The sequence below is a fragment of the Acidovorax kalamii genome, assembly GCF_002245625.1.
GTDB classification, from domain to species: domain Bacteria; phylum Pseudomonadota; class Gammaproteobacteria; order Burkholderiales; family Burkholderiaceae_C; genus Acidovorax; species Acidovorax kalamii.
In genome coordinates, this window is record NZ_NOIG01000010.1 from 65207 (window position 1) to 85489 (window position 20283).

Consider the following 20283-nt stretch of genomic DNA (forward strand, 5'->3'; position numbering starts at 1 on the left):
CGCATAGGCCATAATTTTTGCCATGACTTCTTTGACCCCGCCGTCCTCTTCCTCGTCTGTGCCGTCCATGCCTTCCACACGCCGCTATGTGCGTGTGCTTTCCATCGCAGGCTCCGACAGCGGCGGCGGCGCGGGCATCCAGGCCGACCTCAAGACCTTCAGCGCCCTGGGCTGCTACGGCATGACGGCCATCACCGCCATCACCGCGCAGAACACCTGTGGCGTGACAGGCATTCACGGCGTACCGCCCGAGATGCTCAAGGCGCAGATCGACGCGGTGGTGCAGGACATCGGCGTGGACGCCGTCAAGATCGGCATGCTGCATTCGCCCGAGGTGGTGCGTGTGGTGGCCGATGCCATCCGCAGCTACCAGCTGCCCCATGTGGTGCTGGACCCGGTGATGGTCGCCACCAGCGGCGACCGCCTGATCGCGCAGGAAACGGTGGGCGTGCTGGTGCAGGAGCTGTTCCCGCTGGCTGAGGTGATCACCCCCAACCTGGACGAAGCAGGCTGGCTGCTGGGGCGCAAGATCGACGGGGTGGATGCGCTGGACGCCGCTGCGCAGGCCCTGCGCGCGCTGGGCGCCCCGGCCGCGCTGCTCAAGGGCGGGCACCTGCCCGGAGACTGGGTGGTGGATGTGCTGGCCCTGCCAGACGGCACCTGCCAGCGCCTGGCATCGCAGCGCATTGCCACGCACAACGGCCACGGCACCGGCTGCACGCTGTCGTCAGCCATCGCATCGCACCTGGCGCTGGGCGCGCCCCTGCCGCAGGCAGTGGAACGCGCCCGAGCCTACATCCTGGGCGCCATTGCCGCCGGTGCCGATGTGACCACCGGGCGCGGCCATGGCCCGCTGAGCCATGGCTATGCGCCGCTGCCGCAGGTGGCAGTGCAGGGCTGACGGTTTACGCACATTTTTGGCAGCTTGCGCTCGTCCATCATGCGCTTGTTGCTATCAAAATGATAGTTTTTTCTGTAGCTAGCGGGAAGCCGCCCCGGCGCTGAAACCACTGCTGAAATCTGCGGTTGCCCCTTGGCGGGGCGCGCGGCCTCGTGCCGTACAATCCGCGCCGGGCTGAAAGGCCGCCCACCTCGCAAAAGCGCAAGCACCTTTTTCTTTTCCCTTCCGCAAGCCTGGCTTGCATACCCTCCGTGGCCCGCAGCGAGATGAGCCACCTGTTTCTGGAGCTGGTATGCCCTCTCTTTTTGCTCGCGGACCGCGCGTTGCTGCCAAAGCCTTGTCGCCGTCGCCTTCCTCCCATCCTGCGTCTTCTCCTGCACAAGCCGCCATGCTGCGTGAGGCCAAGCGTTTGCACCGCGCTGCCACATCCGACGCGCTGTCAGAGTCCTTGCCGGTGCTCCGGCGGCTGCTGGCCGCGCGTGCGGTTCCGGCCTGCCCCTTGCAGGCGCTGTTCCGCGATCGCGCAAGCCTTCAGCGCAAGCATGTGCTGAGGATGCTGGCCTTTGAGGCGGGCCATGCGGGCTGGGAGGCCTACAGCCAGGCCCTGTCCGGCCTGGACTCCCAGTCGGTGGTGTTGTCGGTGGCGGCACAGCGCAGCACGGCCATGCTGAAGCACTGGTTTGTGGGCGAACAGCAGGCCGCGCAGTTCGCTTCGGCCCATGGCGGGCTGGTGACACGGGTTGGCCACCAAGGGGCTGTGGTGTGGCCGGTGCCAGAGCGCCAAAGGGGCCGCGAGGGGGAGCGCTGAGATGAACGAAACCCTCTTTTCCGTGGCCAGCGTAGGTGCCATGCTGGGCTGGCTGGCGCTGGGTGTGGCGGTCATCGCGCCGCCGGGCCGCTTGCGGGCGTCACTGATGGTGGCAGCGGGGCGCTGGGTGCCTGCTGCACTGTGCGCCCTGTACGCCTGGTTGCTGGTCATGCACTGGGGCTCTGCACCGGGCGGGGGCTTTTCCGGCCTGGCTGCCGTGCAGGCCCTGTTTGCCGTGCCCGGCAAGGTGCTGGGCGGCTGGGTGCATTTTCTGGCATTCGACTTGTGGGTCGGGCACTGGATGGCCGCCGATGTTCTGGCGCGCGGTCGGGCGCGGTGGCCGCTGCTGGTCTTGTTGCCCGCCACCTTCATGTATGGCCCCTTGGGTTTGCTGCTGTACCTGGCCACACGGCTGGCAGGGGCCCAGCCATCCCCTGCGGGCCCTGGCCGTTAGCGGCTGCGCGGCCGGGTGGCCCAGGCCAGCGCAAAGCTGAACGCCAGCGCTGGCAGGGCCGAGCCCGCACCCGGCAGCACCTTGGGCGCCAGGTGGTACACCGCAATGCCCGCCAGCCAGATGGCCACGGGCACCACATTCACCTTGCGCGCGGCCGCCAGCAGGGCGGTTGCATCGGTGCCAAAGGCCAGGCGCCCCAGGATCACGCCAAACAGCGGCACGAACACCGAGCTGAGCAGCAGCAAAAACGGCTCCAGGCTGTGCATGGGCAGCACCAGCGCCAGCCCCGTGCACAGCGCGGCCACCAGCAGGCCCCAGGCGCGCACGCCAAAACGTGGCAGCAGGCTATGGGCCGACACGGCGCCCGAATAGGTGTCGCCATAGGCGTTGTCCACTTCGTCGATCAGGATCAGCGACAGCGCGATCAGCCCACCCTGGGCCAGCAGCAGCGCCTGCACAAGGTCCTTGCTCGGCAAGGTCAGCGCCACCAGCACACCCAGGCTGTAGCACCACATGTTGGCCAGCGCATAGCCCAGCCAGGTGCCGCGCAATGCCGAGCCACCGTTCTTGCCATGGCGCGCATAGTCGGCCACCAGGGGCAGCCACGAAATCGGCATGGCGATCACCAGGTCCAGCGCGGGCAACACGCCCATGCCGCCTGCGCCCTGGCGCGTCCACAGCGCTTCAAAACCCTGGGCCTGGGCCAGCGACAAGAACTGCCACGACAGCCACAGCAGCGACAGCACCACCAGCGGCAGCGCCACGCGCGCAATCACCTTGCGCACCAGCTGCACCATGGAGCCGCTGATCAGCAGCATCACCACGCCGCCCCACAGCAGCGTCGCCAGCACCGGCCAGTGGGCACCGGCCATGCTGCCCGACTGCTGGCCAATGGCCACGGTGGCATCGCGCATCACTACCAGCTCGAACGTGCCCCAGCCCACCAGCTGCACGATGTTCAGGATGATGGGCAGGCTGGCAAAGGTGCGGCCATACACGGCGTGCATCAGCCCCGCACTGGCCAGGCCGCTGTCGCAGCCCAGCTTGGCGACCCAGCCCAGCAGGCCTGCGCCGACGATGGAGCCGGCGACGATGGCAATCAGCGCCTCTTTGGTGCCCAGCGCGGGCATCAGGTACGCGCCCACCTGCATGACCAACAGGCCCACGCCCAGGCTGAACCAGAGCGAGGCGTGGTCATGCCACTGGAAGACGCGGCGGTCGGAGGAGACGGGGGCCAGCGCTTCGTTGGTAGCGTGCGTGGCGGGGGATGAGGACATGGTGGGCTCCGTAAGCAGATACAGAGCAGGGGCCGCCCACCGGTGCGCCCTGACGTGTTCAGAGCCGTGCAATGGCGGACTTGCTTCCCTGCGCGAGGATGATCTCAATCAGGTTCAAAGGGACTCTCTCAGTCGAAGTGGGCAGGCCCACATCGACACCCCTAGCGGTAGCGCTTGCAAAAACAGCGCGCTGCGGATTGTAGTGGCGTGTGTGGCCGCTGTGCGCCCGGTCAGGCGGCAGCAGGGGCGGGCGCCACGCCCAGCAACTGGTGCAGGCGCGGGCTGGTGGTGGTGTATTGCAGCGCCACCTTGTCGCCCTTGAGCGCCTCGGCGGCGCCGAAGGCGGCCAGCGTGGCCTCGTGGAAGCCGCACAGGATGAGCTTGCGTTTGCCGGGGTAGGTGTTGATGTCGCCCACGGCGTAGATGCCGGGCGCGCTGGTGCGGAAGGCTTCGGTGTCCACCACCAGCTGCTTGCGATCCATGGCGATGCCCCAGTCGGCGATGGGGCCGAGGCGGGGTGAGATGCCCAGCACGGCCACCAGCAGGTCCAGCGTCAGGGCCCGGGTGCTGCCATCCGCATCCATCACCTGTAGTGCGGTGAGGCGGTCGCCCACGGTGTCAATGCCGGTGATCTGTGCGGCCTCGACGTGGATGCGGCCTGCGTCGCGCAATTGCTGCAGGCGTTGCAGCAAGGTTTCAGGCGCCTGGAAGACGTCGCGGCGGTGCAGCAGGCTGATGCGGGCGGCCTGGCCTTGCTCTGCCAGTTCGACGGCGCGGGCCACGGCGGGCTCGTCGCCGCCGTGCACTACCACGTGGCGCCCGGCCACATCCAAGCTGGCGGGGAGGTTCTGGTAGTGCAGCTGGGTGCCCACAAAGCGCTCGATGCCGTCCACCTTGAGCGTGCGTGGCACGAAGGCGCCCACGCCTGCGGCGATGAACACGCTGCGGGCCAGCAGTTGTGCGCCTTGCGAGGTTTCGACCAGCAGGCGCCCGTCCGCTTGTACGGTGAGGGCAGACACCAGCGTGTTCAGGTGCCACTGGGTCTTGAACGGCGCGATCTGCTGGAGCAGCAGGCCGGCCAGCTCGCGCCCGGTGCACACGGGGATGCCCGGGATGTCGTAGATGGGTTTGTCGCCGTACAGCTCGACGCATTGGCCGCCCGCATGGGGCAGGGCGTCGATCAGGTGGGCGGTGATGCCTTGAAGGCCCAGCTGGAAGACCTGGAACAGGCCCACGGGGCCTGCGCCGATGACGACCGCGTCAGTCTCTACAACGGCGGGCGTTTGCAAAGCCGGGTTCACCAAGGGGCGCCTGTTTGGCTTACTTCACCAGATCTTTGATTTTCCCGGGCTTGCCGTTCCACTCATCGGCGTCGGGCAGCGCGGGCTTGCGCTTGGTGATGCTCTTCCAGCCGTCGGCAAAGGCCAGGTCGGCGTTGAGCTTGATGAAGGCGATCTGGTCTGCGGGCAGGTCTTCTTCCGCAAAGATGGCATTGGCCGGGCATTCGGGGATGCACACGGCGCAGTCGATGCATTCGTCAGGATCGATGACGAGCATGTTCGGGCCTTCGCGGAAGCAGTCCACGGGGCACACGTCCACACAATCGGTGTACTTGCACTTGATGCAGTTTTCGGAGACGACGTGGGTCATGACAGGAGTTGTGTGGGTCGGTGAAAACCCTCGATTTTAAAAGCTTTCACCGACCTTTGGTTACAGGGTCCCTCACCCCGATGGGGTGACTGGGGGGGGGGCTGATTTGGGTCAGTGGACCAGCACGGCGCCAGCGGTTTTGTGGCTGGCGGTGTCCACCAGGATCAGCGAGCCCAGCACGCGGGCCTGGCCGAAGGCGGCAGCCGGGATGGCCTCTTGCAGCACGAGCTGGACATGGCCAATGGCGTTGGGGTCGAGCTGCGTGGCGGCTTCTTCAGCCAGCGTGTTGATGTTGAGCTTGTGCACCACGGCTTTCACCTTGGCCTTGACCCAGCGGTGTCCGTGCAGTGCCCAGTAAACGCGGCCCGCAACCAGGGGGTCGTCGTCCATCCAGGCGATGGTGGTCTGCAGTTCGCGGCTGGCAGGCCAGGCCGGGGTGGCGGCGGGTGTATCGCCAAAGTCATCGTCGGCCGCCGGCGCCGCAGCAGCCGTGGGCGCGGCCAGAATCCAGTCGCCGCGCGATACGTCCACCTCGCGGTCCAGGATGATGCCCGCGCTGGTGCCTGCGGGCACGTACTTGGGGCGGCGGGCGTGGTCCAGCACCTGGGCCACGGTGGCCAGCTGGCCGCTGGGGAAAATCTGCACGGCGGTGCCGGGCGCGAAGGTGCCCGCAGCCACACGGCCCCAGAACACGCGGCGGCCCTGGCTGGTATCGGATGAGGATGAGAACTTTTCGACCCACTGCACCGGGAAGGCGGGGGCCAGCGCCGTGTCGGCGGGCGTGTTGGGCAGTTCTTCCAGCACTTGCAGCAGCGTGGGGCCGGTGTAGCCGCACCAGCCGGCATGGGCATCGACCACGTTCCAGCCCTTGAGGGCGGACACGGGCACCGTGGCCCGCACGGTGATGCCAGCGGCCTGGGCAAAGGCTTGCAACGCGCCCTGAATGTGCTTCCAGGCCAGCGCGGGGTCTTCCACCGCGTCGAGCTTGTTCACGGCAAACACCAGCGAATGCACGCGGAGCAGGTGCACCAGCAGGCTGTGGCGGCGGGTCTGCGGCAGCAGGGCCAGGCTGGGGTTCTTCCAATCGAGCTTGGTCGCATCGACCAGCACCACGGCGGCGTCGGCGCTGCTGGCGGCCGTCACCATGTTGCGGGTGTACTGCTCGTGGCCGGGCGCGTCGCCGATGATGAACTTACGCTCTTCGGTGGCGAAGTAGCGGTAAGCCACGTCGATGGTGATGCCCTGTTCGCGCTCGGCGCTGAGGCCGTCGGTCAGCAGGGCCAGGTCGGTTTCGCCCTGGCGCTGCACGCCAGCCAGGTGGTCTTGCAGCACGGCCTTGCTGTCCACCAGCAGGCGGCCGATCAGCGTGCTCTTGCCGTCGTCCACCGAGCCACAGGTGATGAACTTGAGGGCGGAAACATGATCATTTTGGGCTTCACCGCCCGTCTGGTATGCGTTGGCAGCTATCGAATTAGTAGTAGTCATCAGAAGTGCCCGTCTCAGAAATAGCCGTCTTTTTTGCGCTTCTCCATCGAAGCGTCGGAAGTCTTGTCGTCCATACGGGTCGCGCCACGCTCGCTCACGTCGGCGGCCAGGGTCTCGATGACGATCTCGGCCGGGGTGGCGGCGGTGCTCTCCACCGGTGCGGTGCAGGTGATGTCGCCCACGGTGCGGAAGCGCACGTCGCGCGTTTCCACCACGTCGCCTTCGCGCGCTGGTGTCAGCTCGGTCACGGGCATCAGCAGGCCCTTCTTGTCCACCACCTGGCGCTTGTGCGTGTAGTAGATGCTGGGCAGGCCGATCTGCTCGCGGTCGATGTACTGCCACACGTCCAGCTCGGTCCAGTTGCTGATGGGGAACACGCGGAAGTGCTCGCCGGGCTGCAGGCGGGTGTTGAACAGGGTCCACAGCTCGGGGCGCTGGGCCTTGGGCTGCCATTGGCCGAAGCTGTCGCGGTGGCTGAAGATGCGCTCCTTGGCGCGCGCCTTTTCCTCGTCGCGGCGGGCACCGCCGATGAGGGCGTCAAAGCGGAATTCTTCGATGGCTTCGAGCAGCGTGACGGACTGGTGCACGTTGCGCGACTCGCCCGGGTGGGCCAGGCGCACGGTGCCGCGTGCCATCGAATCTTCCACGCTGCGCACGATGAGTTCGGCGCCCAGTTCCTTCGCGCGGAAGTCGCGGAAGTCCGTGACTTCGGGGAAGTTGTGGCCCGTGTCGATCATCAAGAGCGGGTAGGGGATGCGGCCCGCGCCAAAAGCCTTCTCGGCGCACTTGAGCATGACCAGCGAATCCTTGCCGCCGGAGAACAGCAGGGCGGGGCGCTCGAAGGCGGCGGCGACTTCGCGCAGGATGAAGATGGTTTCTTCTTCCAGGGCGTCGAGGTGGGAGTTGTTGAGGTGGTAGCTCATGTTGTTGGTTTTCTCAAGCAGCGCTGAGTCGGTGCGGGCGTTCATGGTCGGGCCTTGGGCGGGCGGATCAGTGCGCAATGTGCAGGCCGCACTCGCGGTTGTCTTCGCCTTTGGTGGGGTCCACGTAGTCGAAGTTGTTGGGCAGGCCGTGCTTCACGCAGTATTCGTGCAGCTCCTTGGACGACCAGTGCAGCAGCGGTGCGACCTTGATGAGGCCATCGGGGTTGATGCTCACCGCGTCCATCTGCGCGCGCACGGCGGTGTCGGTGGCGCGCAGCGCGGTAAACCAGACCTTGGGCGCCGTTTCGCGCAGGGCGCGGGCAAAAGGTTCCAGCTTCACCTCTTCGGTGAAGGCGGCGTGGCGTGGGTCGTCCAGCGCGGGCGTAGGGCCGTCCACCGCTTCACGGTGGGCGCGCGAACGGCGGGGCAGGTAGATCTTCAGGTTCAGGCCCAGCTGCTTGGTCACCTCGTCGGCAAAGCGGTAGGTGGCTTCGGTGTTGTAGCCGTTGTCCATCCAGACCACGGGCACATCGGGGTTCACCCGCGACACCATGTGCAGGATCACCGCTTCGAACGGCCGGAAGTTGGTGGTGACGATGGGGCTCTGGCCCAGGCCCAGGGCCCAGGCGACGAGGCCCTCGGCGTTGCGGCCGAGTTCCGCGTTGATGCGTGCGAGATCGATGTGGCTCATGGTGAGGGGGCTCGTGTTTCGGTGCAGCGGGCGCGTGGGCGGTGCGCCTATCAGGCGGCCTTGGCCGCAAACAGGGGTTGGGGGTTCACGGCGTCGCCCTGGTAGAAGCCAGGGAAGCGTTCAAACTGGCGCTGCGCATCGGCAGCGTCCACGCCCTCGCGCAACACAGCGCTGGAAAAACCCGTGCGCTGCATCTGCACCAGCTGGTCGATCAGCACATCGCCGGTGGCGCGGATTTCGCCCTTGAAGCCACGGCGGCGGCGCAGCAGGAAGGCCTGGCTGAAGGCGCGGCCATCGGTGAAGTTGGGAAAGTGCAGGTCCACACGCTCCACGCCTTCCAGCGGCAGTGCCATGGCGTCGGCATCGTTGGCCAGCGCCACCACGCGGGCGTCGCCTTCTGCCGGGGGCTGGTGTTCGTGGGATGCGAGAAGTTTCAGGTTCATCATCGTTCCGGGATCGGGGGCTGTGCGGCTTCAGGCCGTGGCCAGGGTTTCGTCTTTGTGGCGGGCGAGCTTGGCGGCTTCCTTGAAGGGGTCCAGGCCCGCGCGGCGCACGGTGTTCTGGAAAGTCTCGCCGCTTTCGCGCAGGTCGCGGTAGGTGTTCAGCACGGCCTCGATCACATCCGGCACTTCAGCGGCCGAGAACGAAGGGCCAATCACCTTGCCTGCCACGGCAGCGCCCGACAGGTCGGAGCCATCGGAGCCGCCCAGCGTCACCTGGTACCACTCTTTGCCGTCTTTATCGACGCCCAGGATGCCGATATGGCCACTGTGGTGGTGGCCGCAGCTGTTGATGCAGCCGCTGATGTGCAGATCGATCTCGCCGATGTCGTCCAGCTCGTCCAGGTCCTGGTAGCGCTGGGTGATGGCTTCGGCAATCGGCAGCGAGCGGGCGTTGGCCAATGCGCAGAAGTCGCCGCCGGGGCAGGCGATCATGTCGGTGAGCAACTGCACATTGGCGCTGGCCAGGCCCAGGGCCCTGGCTTCTTCCCAAAGTGCAAACAGGCGGCTGGCGTGCACCCAGGGCAGCAGCACGTTCTGGTCGTGGGTCACGCGTGCTTCACCAGCGGAATATTTGTCCACCAGGTCGGCCAGGGCGATGAGCTGGTCGCTGGTGGCGTCGCCGGGCGACTGGCCGGGGCGCTTGAACGACAGCGTGACAGCGCGCAGCTGCGGGTTCTGGTGGGCGTGCACATTGCGCTTGAGCCAGCGGCCAAACATCACATGCTCTGCAGCCTGCGCGTCCAGCTGTGTCTGCAGGGCCTCGGGCGCCACGTCGGCAATGTCCGCCAGCTTCGGTGCCACAAAGCATGCGGCCACGCGGTCAAACTCGGCCTGCGGGATGGTGTGGGGGCCGCCGTCGATCTCCAGGATCTGGCGGTATTCGGCTTCCACATCGTCGATGTACTGCTGGCCTTCAGACTTCACCAGAATCTTGATGCGGGCCTTGTACTTGTTGTCGCGGCGGCCGTGCTCGTTGTACACGCGCACGATGGCCTCGATGTAATTCATGATCTGGTTCCAGGGCAGGAACTCGCGGATCACGGTGCCAATCACCGGCGTGCGGCCCATGCCTCCGCCTACAAACACCTTGAAGCCGATCTCACCCGCACCGTTCTTGACCAGGTGCAGGCCCACATCGTGCCAGCCGGTGGCGGCGCGGTCGTCCTTGGCACCGGTGATGGCGATCTTGAACTTGCGGGGCAAAAACGCGAACTCGGGGTGCAGCGTGGACCACTGGCGGATCAGCTCCGCATAGGGGCGCGGGTCCACGATCTCGTCCACTGCGATGCCCGCCAGGGCGTCGGTGGTGGTGTTGCGGATGCAGTTGCCGCTGGTCTGGATGCCGTGCAGGTTCACGCTGGCGAGCAGGTCCATCACGTCAGCGCTTTTGGACAGCGGAATCCAGTTGAACTGCACATTGGTGCGGGTGGTGAAGTGGGCGCAGTGCGTGGGCAAAAAGGTGGTGCCCAGCTTGCCCTGGCCTTCCATGGCGGCCTTGAAGACGGCGGCTTCGGGTTCGTCGTATTCGCGGGCAATCTGTGCCAGCACGCGCAGTTGGCGGCTGGCGATTTCACCGTAAGGCACGGCCACGCGCAGCATGGGCGCGTAGCGCTGCACATACCAGCCGTTTTGCAGGCGCAGGGGGCGGAAGTCGTCCTCGCTCAGCTTGCCTGTCTGCCAGCGCGTGAGCTGGTCGCGGAACTGGTGAGCGCGCTGCTGCACGAACTGGGTGTCGAATTCTGTGTATTGGTACATCGTGGGGCGAGAACCGGGTGGTTCCTAAATCAGAATCAATTTGAAGCCTGCCCAGGCCAGCAAGACGGACAGGGCGGAGCGGATCAGGCGCTCAGGCGTGCGGGTGACCAGGCGCGAACCCAGCCAGATGCCCGGTAGCGAGCCAGCCAGCAATTGTGCAAGCAAAGGCCAGTCCACCGAGCCCAGCGACGCATGTCCCAGCCCTGCCACCAGGGTCAAGGGCACGGCGTAGGCAATGTCGGCGCCGATGATGCGCGGCAGCGGCAGCAGGGGGTAGACCAGCAGCAGCACCGTGACGCCGATGGCACCGGCGCCCACCGAAGTGAACGTGACCAACGTGCCGATCACGGCGCCCAGCAGCACGGGCAGGCTCCAGTGGCGGGGGCGGGTGGCGTCGCCAGCATGGGTCTTGCGGGCGGCTGCTTCGGCTGCCTGGCGCTGGGCAGAAAACGCAACCACCTTGTAGAGCGTGGCGGCCGCCGTGAGCAGCAGGGCAAAACCCAGCGTGGTGGTCATGATGCTTTGCGCCGTGCCGCTGGTCGGCCCCATCACCTTGAGCGCCCACAGCGCCAGCAATGCCGCCGGGATGCTGCCAGCACACAGCTGGCCCACCACTTTCCAGGGCACCAGGCGCTGGCGGGCCAGGCTCACCGTGCCGCCCATCTTGGTAAAGGCTGCAAACAGCAGGTCGGTGCCCACGGCCATGTGCGGCTTCACTCCAAAGAAGAAGATCAGGATCGGCGTCATCAGCGAGCCACCGCCCACACCCGTCAGGCCAACGATCAGCCCGACAGCAAAGCCCGCGAATACAAACGCCAATTCATGCATGGCGGCGAATGTAGAGGGGCTTCTTATGGATGCAAACTATTGTTTTGCTCTGCCAATATGCCAATTTGTTTATAAGCAAGGATTGGCGCGGGCTGGCGGGTGCTGCCGCAAGGGGCTTGCGGCGTCCGCATCACGGCAGGCGCTCGGTGCCCAGTGCCTTGGCCAGCCGTGCGTCGATGGGCAAGGGCTCACCTTGCAGCCGGGCGGCCAGCAGTTCGCCGCACAGCAGCGCCAGCGTGAGCCCGCGTGCGCCCATGGCGGTGCTGACCCACAGCCCGGGCAGGTGCACCGGGTCCACGCGGCCCACGATGGGCAGACGGTCGGGCGCGGTGCAGCGCACAGCGGCCCAGGTGCGCAGGGCCGGGGGCACGCAGGTGGGCGGCTGGGAAGCTGGGTCGTTTAGTGCTTCGGTGAACAAGGGCTCCAAATGCGGTGCGACGCCGGGCAGCAGGCCCTGCAGCTTGGCCCAGTTGGTGGCGTGGGCTGCGTGGATGTCGGAGGCGGTGGGCGGCAGCGCCTGCACATCGCGCTCGAATGTTGAGCCCATCACCCAGCCCTGGTCGCCATCGGCTTGATCGCCCAGCGGAAACCGGGGCACCAGGTTGCCGTTGCCGTTGGCCGGGAACGGAATCCACGGCAGCAGCGGCTTTGACGGGTCGGCATGTTGGCCCCAGGACACCTGCCCGCGCACCGGCTGCAGGGGCCAGCGGTGGTTCAGCAAGGCCAGGCTGCCCGCGCCTGCGGCAATCACCACGGTGGGAGCCTCCGCTAGCACCCGGCACTGGGCATCGATTGCCTGCCAGGTGGCGGTGGGCGTTTCCACACGCCGCAACTGGGCCACCGCGCAATGCCCCTGCCATTGAATGCCGGGTTGGCCCAGCAGGGCCCTGGCCAGGCGCGCTGGGCGCACCCAGCCCGCCTGGTGGTGCCAGCAGGCGGTTGCGTCGGGCGGCAACTGGGCCGCGGCCAGGGCAGCGGGGGGCGTGGGCTCGCTCCAGGCGGCGCCCGGCCCTTGGGGCCAGTTGGGTGACAGGCCGGGGGTGCCATCAGTACGGTGTTCGAGCACGCCGCAGTGCGCCCAGTCCACCCCCTCGTTCAGCACCCAGCGGGCCTGCTCCAGCGTGGCGCGGATGCCGCTGCGCGACAGGCGCGACAGCACGCTGTCATCGGGCGACACATGGGGGGCGAACACCCCGGCGGGCAGGGCTGAGGCGCCCGCCGCGGGCTCGGGGGCCTGGTCCAGCACCGTGACCAGCCAGCCACGCCGGGCCAGGCTGGCGGCGGCGGAGGCGCCCGCAATGCCCCCGCCGATCACGATGCAGGGGCCTGGCAGGGCGGGTTCGGGCGCCACCGCAGGCTGGCGCGTGGTGCGTGGCTCCCAGCGCGGGTTGAAGGTGGCATGCAGGTTGTCGCGCTTGGGCGGCACGCCGGGCACACGGGCCACTTCAAAGCCACATTGCGCCAGCGCATCACGCACGGCGCGGGCAATGGTCCAGGTGGCCAGGCGGGTACCGCGCCGGCAGCAGCGCGCCACGGCCTTCAGGGTGTGCAGGTCCCAGCTTTCGGGGTTGCGCTGGGGGCTGAAGCCGTCGAGGTAGATGGAATCCACCACCAGGTTCTGCTGGCGCAGCATGGCCTGGGTGTCGCCCACATACAGGGTGAGCAGCACCCGGCCCTCGTCAAAACGCAGGCGGTGCACGCCCGGCAGCAGGCCCCACCATTGCTGGTGCAGTGCTTCTGCCAGCGGCGCCAGTTCGGGGTGGACCGAGGTGGCGCGCAGCAGATCGTCGGCACTCACGGGCCACGCTTCGGTCGACACGAAGTGCAGCAGAGTTGGGCGCTCTGGGTCGGCCCGCCAGGCAGCCCATGTCACCAGAAAGTTCAGGCCAAAGCCAAAACCGGTTTCCAGAATGCGCCACTGCGGCTGCCCGGCCCAGTTGGCGGGCAATCCGCAGCCGTGCAGAAACACCCGGCGGGCCTGGTCCAGGCCGCCGTTTTCGCTGTGGTAGCGGTCGCCGAAGCGAGGGCTGTAGGGAGTGCCGTCCGGCAGCCAGTCAACGGGCTCGGACATGACAGGCTGAACTGTGCGTATGCAGGCAGCTTTATGCGCTGGGGGGGACGTAGCCCGCTGCGGCGTCTGCACCGCTGCCGAAGAAATGGTTCTCCATCTGGCGGGCCAGGTACTGGCGGGCGCGCGCATCGGCCAGGTTCAGGCGGTTTTCATTGACCAGCATGGTCTGGTGCTTGAGCCAGCCTGCCCAGGCTTCCTTGCTCACGCTTTCCCAGATGCGCTTGCCCAGTTCGCCGGGGTAGGGCGGAAAGTCGAGGCCTTCGGCTTCCTTGCCGAGCTTGATGCATTGAACGGTGCGTGCCATGGGAATTCCTTGCAATGGGGGTGAGCGAAAAAGGCTTCGCTCAGATGATTTGGATATTAAGAACTGAAATCTCAGTAGTTCCAGTTTTGAAGAGGGCCTTCCAGAATGCGTTCCATCGGTGATTTGCACCGCAACACATTCACAAAAGAGGCCCTTCCATGAACTTTCGCCGCGACTTTATCAAGTTTCCCTTCGCCGCCGCCCTGGTGGGCAGTTTGGCCCTGACGGCATTGCCGTCGTTTGCACAGTCTGTGACGTTGCTCAATGTGTCGTACGACCCGACGCGCGAGCTGTACGTGGAGTTCAACCAGGCGTTTGCCAAGCACTGGAAGGCCAAGACCGGCCAGGACGTGACCATCAAGCAAAGCCACGGCGGCTCGGGCAAGCAGGCACGCTCCATCATCGACGGGCTGGACGCCGACGTGGCCACGCTGGCCCTGGCGGGCGACACCGATGCGCTGCACACCAACGGCGGCTGGATTCCCAAGGACTGGCAAAAGCGCCTGCCACACAACAGCTCGCCCTACACCTCCACCATCGTGCTGGTGGTGCGCCAGGGCAACCCCAAGGGCATCAAGGACTGGGACGACCTGGTGCGTGCTGACGTGAAGGCGATCACCCCCAACCCCAAGACCTCGGGCGGCGCGCGCTGGAACTACCTGGCCGCGTGGGAATTCGCCAAGCGCAAGTACGGTGGCGACGCCAAGGCCAAGGACTTCGTAGCCAAGCTGTATGGCAACGTGCCCGTGCTGGACACCGGCGCGCGTGGCTCCACCATCACCTTCGCTCAGCGCAACCAGGGCGACGTGCTGATCGCCTGGGAGAACGAGGCCTACCTGCTCGAAAAGGAGTTCGGCACCAAGTTCGATGTGATCGCACCTTCAATCTCCATCCTGGCCGAACCCGCCGTGTCGGTGGTGGACAAGAACGTGGACAAGAAGGGCACCCGTGCCGTGGCCGAGGCCTACCTGCAGTACCTCTACACCGAAGAAGGCCAGGACATTGCGGGCAAGCACTTCTACCGTCCCGCTGTCTCTGACAAAGCCAAGGCCAAGTACGCCAAGCAGTTCCCCAAGCTGAACCTGTTCACCATCAACGACGCGTTCGGTGGCTGGGACAAGGCGGCCAAGGACCACTTTGCCGACAACGCGAGCTTTGACCAGATCTACACCCGCAAGTAAGTAAGCCGGCAAGCCCGCCCGCCTCTGTGCGCGGGTGGGCAGTGCCCCGATCTCCATGCAAGAGACCCAGCCCGGGCGGGCCGGGTGGGGCGCTGTACGTCCTTTTAATAAGAAAAAACAGCCTTCTGCGCGCGTCCATCAAGCGCTGATAGCTATCAAAACAGTAGTAATCAAGGAATCCACACCATGTCCGCCTTGCTCATCGCTGGCAGCCCCTCCGAGCGTTCCCGCTCCGCCGCCTTGCTGGATGCCGTGGCCCAGCGCCTTTCGGTGCGCGGTGCGCTGGTGGACCGCATCCACATCCGCGACCTCTCGCCCCAGGCGCTGCTGCTGGCCGACTTTGGCCACCCCACGGTGGTGCATGCCATCGACCAGGTGGCCGATGCCAGCGTGCTGGTGGTGGCCACCCCGGTCTACAAAGCGGCTTACAGCGGTGTGCTCAAGGTGTTTCTGGACCTGCTGCCGCAAACGGCCCTCAAGGGCAAGACTGTGTTGCCCCTGGCCACGGGCGGTAGCCCGCACCACATGCTGGCGCTCGACTACGCGCTGCGCCCCGTGCTGCAGTCGCTGGGCGCCAAAAGCATCTTGCCTGGCATCTACGCCACCGATGCCCAGGTCACGCTGACGCCCGAGGGCAGCTATCACGTGCAGGCCGATATTGCGGCCCGCCTGGACGACGCGGTGAATGTGCTTGTGACCGAAACCCTGCGCCCGTCGCCCGCCCAGGCCACGCGGTTTGCGCCGGTTCCGTTCTCGCAGGTGCGATGTAGCGTCTGACACAGGCCTGGCGCTGCGGCCCTGCCGTGGTGCCAGCGCCTGCTTTCCTCCCCTTCGTCCTCTTTATTTTGATTTTTTTGCTGCGCCGGGTGCGCGGGCAGGGCGGTGTGCCGCCTGCTGCCAACCCAGCCTGCTCGCCCATCCATCACCTGTTTTGAATCTGGAATCCGTACCATGAACGAACTGAACCGCTTCTCCCTGCAACGCCGCCAGCTGCTGGCTGCGGTTGCCGCCACCACCGCCACCGTCGCAGCGCCTCAGGCCTGGTCGCAAAACGCTGGCCGCGTACTGCGCGTGGGCCACCAAAAGGGCTGGCTCTCCATCCTCAAGGGCCGTGGCACGCTCGAAAAGCGCCTGGCCCCGCTGGGTGTGAAGGTGACCTGGACCGAGTTCAACGCGGGCCCCGTTCAGCTCGAAGCCCTCAATGTCGGCTCCATCGACTTTGGCGATGTGGGCGAAGCCCCGCCCATCTTTGCCCAGGCCGCTGGCGCGCCGCTGGTCTATACCGGTGCCACCGTGCCGCGCCCCGCACTGGAGGCCGTGATCGTGCCCAAGGATTCGCCCATCCGCAGCGTGGCCGACCTCAAGGGCAAGCGAGTGGCTTACAACAAGGGCTCCAACGTGCAGTATTTCCTGGTCAAGCTGCTGGAGAAGAACGGCCTGAAATACGGCGACGTGCAATCCATCTTCCTGGCCCCGGCCGACGCGCGGGCCGCGTTTGAACGCGGCGCGATCGATGCCTGGATCATCTGGGACCCCTTCCTCGCCGCCGCGCAAAAGCAGCTCGACGCGCGTCTGCTGGTCGATGCCACGGGCGTGGTCAACAACCGCGCCTACTACTTCACCTCGCGCGATTTCGCCACCAAAAACGCCGACGTGCTGCGCATTGCCATCGAAGAGGTCAATGCCATCGACACCTGGGTGTCCAAGAACAAGGACGCCGCCGCTGCCGAGCTGTCGGCCGTGCTGGGCCTGGACAAATCCATCACCGACCTGTACCTGAGCCGCGCCCGCTTCGGCACTGCGCCCGTCACGCGCGAGATCCTGTCCGAGCAGCAGGCGATTGCCGACACCTTCTTCGACCTCAAGCTCATCCCTAAAAAGCTCAACCTGCTGCACGCAGCGCCGGTGGACCTTTGAGGGCGGGCTCACAAAGCACTGCAAGGAGTCACCATGACCCACCTTCCCTTGAGCAATGAGCGCCGCCGCGCGCTGCAGCTGCTGGGCGTCACCGCCTTCCACTGGGTGCTGGCCAGCCGCTACGCCCATGCACAAAGCTCCACAGCGCATGGCCCGGCCTTGCAGGGCCCCGAGCAACTGCGCATCGGCTACCAGAAGTCGGCCGTCAACCTGGTCATCCTCAAGCAGCAGGGCGTGCTGGAGAAGCGCTTCCCCGGCACCCGCGTGAGCTGGCTGGAGTTCCCTGCCGGGCCACAGCTGCTCGAAGCCCTGTCAGTCGGCAGCCTCGAATTCGGCCTGACTGGCGACTCGCCCCCCGTGTTTGCCCAGGCCGCTGGCAAAGACCTGCTCTACGTCGGCGCCGAACCGCCCAAGCCCGACAGCTCCGCGCTGCTGGTGCTCAAGGACTCGCCCCTGCGCACCCTGTCCGACCTGAAGGGCCGCCGCATTGCCGTGCAAAAGGGCAGCAGCGCCCACTACCTGCTGGTGCGTGCGGTGGAGCGGGCAGGGCTGCAGTGGGCCGATATCCAGCCCGTGTACCTGACGCCAGCCGATGCGCGCGCCGCGTTCGAGCGCAAGAGCGTGGACGCCTGGGCCATCTGGGACCCGTTCTACGCCGCCACCGAGCTGGCCATCCAGCCCCGAGTCCTTGCGACTGGCCGCGACCTGGCGAGTAGCAACAACTCGTTTTACCTGGCGGCCCGCCCCTTCGTGCAAGCCCACCCGCAAGTGCTGCGCGTGCTGTTTGAAGAGCTCAGCCGTGCCGACCGCCTGGCGCAAGAGGCGCGCAAGGACGCGATCAAGCTCATTTCCGACTTCAGCGGCCTGGACGCGGGCGTGGTGAGCCTGTTCATCCAGCGCCGCCCCTCGTCTCCCGTGGGGCTGCTCTCGCCCGCCACCGTGGCCGACCAGCAGCGCGTGGCCGATGCGTTCTTCAAGCTCGGCCTGATCCCGAAGCCCGTGAACGTGGCCGACATCGTGTGGCGGCCAGCGGCAGCGCAGCTGGCGTCTGCAACGGCCCGGCCCTGAAAAAACCAAACAAGCCCCCATCCCCGAGGCATTCATTCATGAAAATTTTCTGGTTCATTCCTACCCACGGCGACAGCCGTTACCTTGGCACGGCCAAGGGTGCGCGCCAGCTCAACCACGATTACCTCAAGCAGGTCGCGGTGGCGGCCGACAGCCTGGGCTATGAAGGCGTGCTCATCCCCACCGGCCGCTCGTGCGAAGACCCCTGGGTGGTGGCGTCCAGCCTGCTGCCCGTCACACGCAACCTCAAGTTTCTGGTGGCCGTGCGCCCCGGCCTGCACCAGCCCGCGCTGGCCGCACGCATGGCGGCCACGTTCGACCGGCTCTCGGGCGGGCGCCTGCTCGTCAACCTGGTCACAGGCGGCGACCAGACCGAGCTGGAGGGCGACGGCGTGTTTCTGGACCACGCCACGCGCTACGAGCAGTCGGCTGAATTCATCCGCATCTGGCGCGAGATCCTCACGCGCAGCCACCAGGGCGAAAGCCTGGACTACGAAGGCAAGCACCTGTCGGTGAAGGGCGCCAAGCTGCTCTTTCCGCCGCTGCAGCAGCCCCACCCGCCCGTGTACTTTGGTGGCTCGTCGCCCGCCGCGCACGACCTGGCGGCCGAGCAGGTCGAGACCTACCTGACCTGGGGTGAACCCCCGGCGGAAGTCGCCAGGAAAGTGGCGGACGTGCGTGCGCGCGCTGCAAAACATGGCCGCACCGTCAACTTCGGCATCCGCCTGCACGTCATCGTGCGCGAGACCGACGCGCAGGCCTGGGCCGCCGCCGAAGAACTCATCAGCCATGTGGACGACGACACCGTGGTGCGCGCCCAGGCCGTGTTTGCGCGCATGGACTCCGAAGGCCAGCGCCGCATGGCTGCGCTGCACGCCGGTGGCGCCAAGCGCAGCCGCAAGGACCTGGAGATCAGCCCCAACCTGTGGGCGGGCGTGGGCCTGGTGCGTGGTGGCGCGGGCACGGCCTTGGTGGGCGACCCCCAGACGGTGGCTGCGCGCATCGAGGAATACGCCGCGCTGGGCCTGGACACCTTTGTGCTGTCGGGCTACCCGCACCTGGACGAGGCCTACCGTTTTGCCGAGCTGGTGTTCCCGCTGTTGCCGCTGTCGGTGCGCAACCAGCTCACGGGCGGCAACCCGCTCGGCCCGTTTGGCGAAACCGTGGCCAATGATTTTGTGCCGCGCGCATCCCAAAGCTGAGTGAGGAGCACCACCATGGGTATTGCCGCCATCAACCATGTGCAACTGGCCTTCCCGGCCGGGGCCGAAGACGTGATCCGCCGCTTCTACACCGGCCTGCTGGGCCTGCCGGAAGTCCGCTTGCAGGCCGGTGCCACGCTGCGTTTTGCAGCGGGGGGCCAGCGCATCGACCTGGTGCCCACCGAGCACTGGCAACCCGTGCCCGCGGTGTCGCACCTGGCGCTGGAGGTACAGAACCTGCCCGGCCTGCGCCACCGCCTGCTGCAGGCCGATGTGGCGCTGGATGAGACGCGGGTCCTCCCCGGCTATCTGCGCTTTTATGCCAAAGACCCTGCGGGCAACCAGCTGGAGTTTTTGGAGCCCGACAACGAACTGCAGGAAACCACCCCATGACAAACGCTCAGACAGTTCGAGAACTGCAGGTATCCCCTGTGGCCGACGTGGCCGACCTGCCCATCGAAGGCCCCTTGCTGCCCGCACCCGTGACGCGTTTTGCCCGGCAGCTCGCGCAGCGCCTGCTGCCCTGGGCCGTGCCCGTGGGGCTCATCGTGCTGTGGCAGATCGCCTCGTCGCAAGGCTGGCTCTCCACCCGCGTGCTGCCCGCACCGCTGGAGGTCGTCAAGGCCGCCTGGGCCCTGACCGTGTCGGGCGAACTCTGGACCCATGTGCGGGTCAGCGCCGGCCGGGCCTTGACCGGGCTGGCCATTGGCGGCGGCCTGGGCCTGCTGCTGGGTTTGCTCACCGGCTCCATCAAGCTGTTCGAGACGCTGCTCGACTCCACCATCCAGATGGTGCGCAACATCCCTGCGCTGGCGCTGATTCCGCTGGTGATCCTGTGGTTCGGCATCGATGAAACGGCCAAGCTGTTCCTCATCAGCGTGTCGGTGTTCTTCCCGATCTACCTCAACACCTTCCACGGCATCCGCAATGTGGACCCGGGGTTGATCGAGATGGGCCGCACCTATGGCCTTGGCCGCTGGCAGCTCTACAAGCAGATCATCCTGCCCGGGGCGCTCTCCAGCATCCTGGTGGGGCTGCGCTTCTCGCTCGGTTTGATGTGGGTGATCCTGATCGTGGCCGAGACCATCTCGGCGCAGGCGGGCATCGGCTACCTCACGATGAATGCACGCGAGTTTCTGCAGACCGACATCGTGCTCGTGGGCATCCTGCTGTATGCGCTGCTGGGCAAGCTGGCCGACGTCTTCGCCAAGGGCCTTGAACGGTACTGGCTGCGCTGGCATCCCGGTTACCAGGCATGACACCCG

The 20283-nt window shown here is 66.6% G+C and carries 21 protein-coding genes and 1 riboswitch; of the genes, 10 read left to right on the forward strand and 11 right to left on the reverse strand.

All coding sequences use genetic code 11. The annotated features are described in order from the left end of the window. Nucleotides 1-22 precede the first annotated feature (22 nt). From thiD to CBY09_RS15575, 3 genes are all read left to right on the forward strand, one after another. Nucleotides 23-901 (forward strand): bifunctional hydroxymethylpyrimidine kinase/phosphomethylpyrimidine kinase, encoded by an 879-nt coding sequence (gene thiD / locus CBY09_RS15565; protein ID WP_094290509.1) that lies wholly within the window; start codon nt 23-25, stop codon nt 899-901. 388 nt (nt 902-1289) lie between these two features. After that, entirely contained in the window at nt 1290-1709 is a 420-nt protein-coding gene (locus CBY09_RS15570) for a hypothetical protein (protein WP_094290510.1), read from the forward strand. Between the two features lies 1 nt (nt 1710). Then, nucleotides 1711-2163 (forward strand): abscisic acid-deficient protein Aba4 family protein, encoded by a 453-nt coding sequence (locus CBY09_RS15575; RefSeq protein ID WP_094290511.1) that lies wholly within the window; start codon nt 1711-1713, stop codon nt 2161-2163. Here CBY09_RS15575 and CBY09_RS15580 read toward each other — a convergent pair. The 11 genes from CBY09_RS15580 to CBY09_RS15630 form a co-directional block, all read right to left on the reverse strand. After that, entirely contained in the window at nt 2160-3440 is a 1281-nt protein-coding gene (locus CBY09_RS15580; RefSeq protein WP_094290512.1) for a purine-cytosine permease family protein, read from the reverse strand. The genes CBY09_RS15575 and CBY09_RS15580 overlap by 4 nt on opposite strands. A 68-nt stretch (nt 3441-3508) precedes the next feature. Continuing rightward, nucleotides 3509-3613: riboswitch (TPP riboswitch) on the reverse strand. Between the two features lie 57 nt (nt 3614-3670). After that, nucleotides 3671-4741 carry an NAD(P)/FAD-dependent oxidoreductase gene (locus CBY09_RS15585; protein ID WP_240515744.1) on the reverse strand — a complete coding sequence of 357 codons (1071 nt, stop codon included), beginning with the start codon at nt 4739-4741 and terminating at the stop codon, nt 3671-3673. Nucleotides 4742-4760: 19 nt separating this feature from the next. Beyond that, nucleotides 4761-5090 (reverse strand): ferredoxin FdxA, encoded by a 330-nt coding sequence (gene fdxA, locus CBY09_RS15590; RefSeq protein ID WP_094290514.1) that lies wholly within the window; start codon nt 5088-5090, stop codon nt 4761-4763. Between the two features lie 111 nt (nt 5091-5201). Further along, nucleotides 5202-6575: a sulfate adenylyltransferase subunit 1 gene (locus CBY09_RS15595; RefSeq protein ID WP_094290515.1), complete on the reverse strand. Its 1374-nt coding sequence runs from the start codon at nt 6573-6575 to the stop codon at nt 5202-5204. Between the two features lie 14 nt (nt 6576-6589). Further along, nucleotides 6590-7543 (reverse strand): sulfate adenylyltransferase subunit CysD, encoded by a 954-nt coding sequence (gene cysD / locus CBY09_RS15600; protein ID WP_067511677.1) that lies wholly within the window; start codon nt 7541-7543, stop codon nt 6590-6592. Between the two features lie 22 nt (nt 7544-7565). Beyond that, nucleotides 7566-8189: a phosphoadenosine phosphosulfate reductase domain-containing protein gene (locus CBY09_RS15605; RefSeq protein WP_094290516.1), complete on the reverse strand. Its 624-nt coding sequence runs from the start codon at nt 8187-8189 to the stop codon at nt 7566-7568. Between the two features lie 50 nt (nt 8190-8239). Further along, a complete protein-coding gene (locus CBY09_RS15610; protein WP_094290724.1) occupies nt 8240-8626 on the reverse strand; it encodes a DUF934 domain-containing protein in 387 nt (128 codons plus the stop codon). Between the two features lie 36 nt (nt 8627-8662). Continuing rightward, on the reverse strand, nt 8663-10447 hold the full coding sequence (locus tag CBY09_RS15615) for a nitrite/sulfite reductase (RefSeq protein ID WP_094290517.1): 1785 nt from the start codon (nt 10445-10447) through the stop codon (nt 8663-8665). A 24-nt stretch (nt 10448-10471) separates the two neighbouring features. Then, the gene (locus tag CBY09_RS15620; protein ID WP_094290518.1) at nt 10472-11275 is read right to left on the reverse strand and encodes a sulfite exporter TauE/SafE family protein; all 804 of its coding nucleotides are present in this window, start codon (nt 11273-11275) and stop codon (nt 10472-10474) included. 130 nt (nt 11276-11405) lie between these two features. Next, nucleotides 11406-13346, reverse strand: a complete 1941-nt coding sequence (gene mnmC / locus CBY09_RS15625) for a bifunctional tRNA (5-methylaminomethyl-2-thiouridine)(34)-methyltransferase MnmC2/FAD-dependent 5-carboxymethylaminomethyl-2-thiouridine(34) oxidoreductase MnmC1 (protein WP_094290519.1) — start codon at nt 13344-13346, stop codon at nt 11406-11408. A gap of 31 nt (nt 13347-13377) precedes the next feature. Then, nucleotides 13378-13650 carry an oxidative damage protection protein gene (locus CBY09_RS15630; protein WP_015013765.1) on the reverse strand — a complete coding sequence of 91 codons (273 nt, stop codon included), beginning with the start codon at nt 13648-13650 and terminating at the stop codon, nt 13378-13380. Nucleotides 13651-13808: 158 nt separating this feature from the next. Between CBY09_RS15630 and CBY09_RS15635 the strand changes: the two genes are divergently transcribed. From CBY09_RS15635 to ssuC, 7 genes are all read left to right on the forward strand, one after another. Next, a complete protein-coding gene (locus tag CBY09_RS15635) occupies nt 13809-14831 on the forward strand; it encodes a sulfate ABC transporter substrate-binding protein (RefSeq protein ID WP_094290520.1) in 1023 nt (340 codons plus the stop codon). A 186-nt stretch (nt 14832-15017) separates the two neighbouring features. Further along, on the forward strand, nt 15018-15608 hold the full coding sequence (gene ssuE / locus CBY09_RS15640) for an NADPH-dependent FMN reductase (protein ID WP_094290521.1): 591 nt from the start codon (nt 15018-15020) through the stop codon (nt 15606-15608). A 174-nt stretch (nt 15609-15782) separates the two neighbouring features. Then, the gene (locus CBY09_RS15645) at nt 15783-16748 is read left to right on the forward strand and encodes a sulfonate ABC transporter substrate-binding protein (protein WP_094290522.1); all 966 of its coding nucleotides are present in this window, start codon (nt 15783-15785) and stop codon (nt 16746-16748) included. A 33-nt stretch (nt 16749-16781) separates the two neighbouring features. Beyond that, complete coding sequence (locus CBY09_RS15650) at nt 16782-17816, forward strand: sulfonate ABC transporter substrate-binding protein (RefSeq protein WP_094290523.1); 1035 nt, start codon at nt 16782-16784, stop codon at nt 17814-17816. Nucleotides 17817-17854: 38 nt separating this feature from the next. Further along, a complete protein-coding gene (gene ssuD / locus CBY09_RS15655; RefSeq protein WP_094290524.1) occupies nt 17855-19018 on the forward strand; it encodes an FMNH2-dependent alkanesulfonate monooxygenase in 1164 nt (387 codons plus the stop codon). A 15-nt stretch (nt 19019-19033) separates the two neighbouring features. Next, a complete protein-coding gene (locus tag CBY09_RS15660; protein ID WP_094290725.1) occupies nt 19034-19411 on the forward strand; it encodes a VOC family protein in 378 nt (125 codons plus the stop codon). Next, nucleotides 19408-20277 (forward strand): aliphatic sulfonate ABC transporter permease SsuC, encoded by an 870-nt coding sequence (gene ssuC / locus CBY09_RS15665; protein WP_094290525.1) that lies wholly within the window; start codon nt 19408-19410, stop codon nt 20275-20277. The genes CBY09_RS15660 and ssuC overlap by 4 nt, the downstream gene beginning before the upstream one ends. Nucleotides 20278-20283 lie beyond the last annotated feature (6 nt).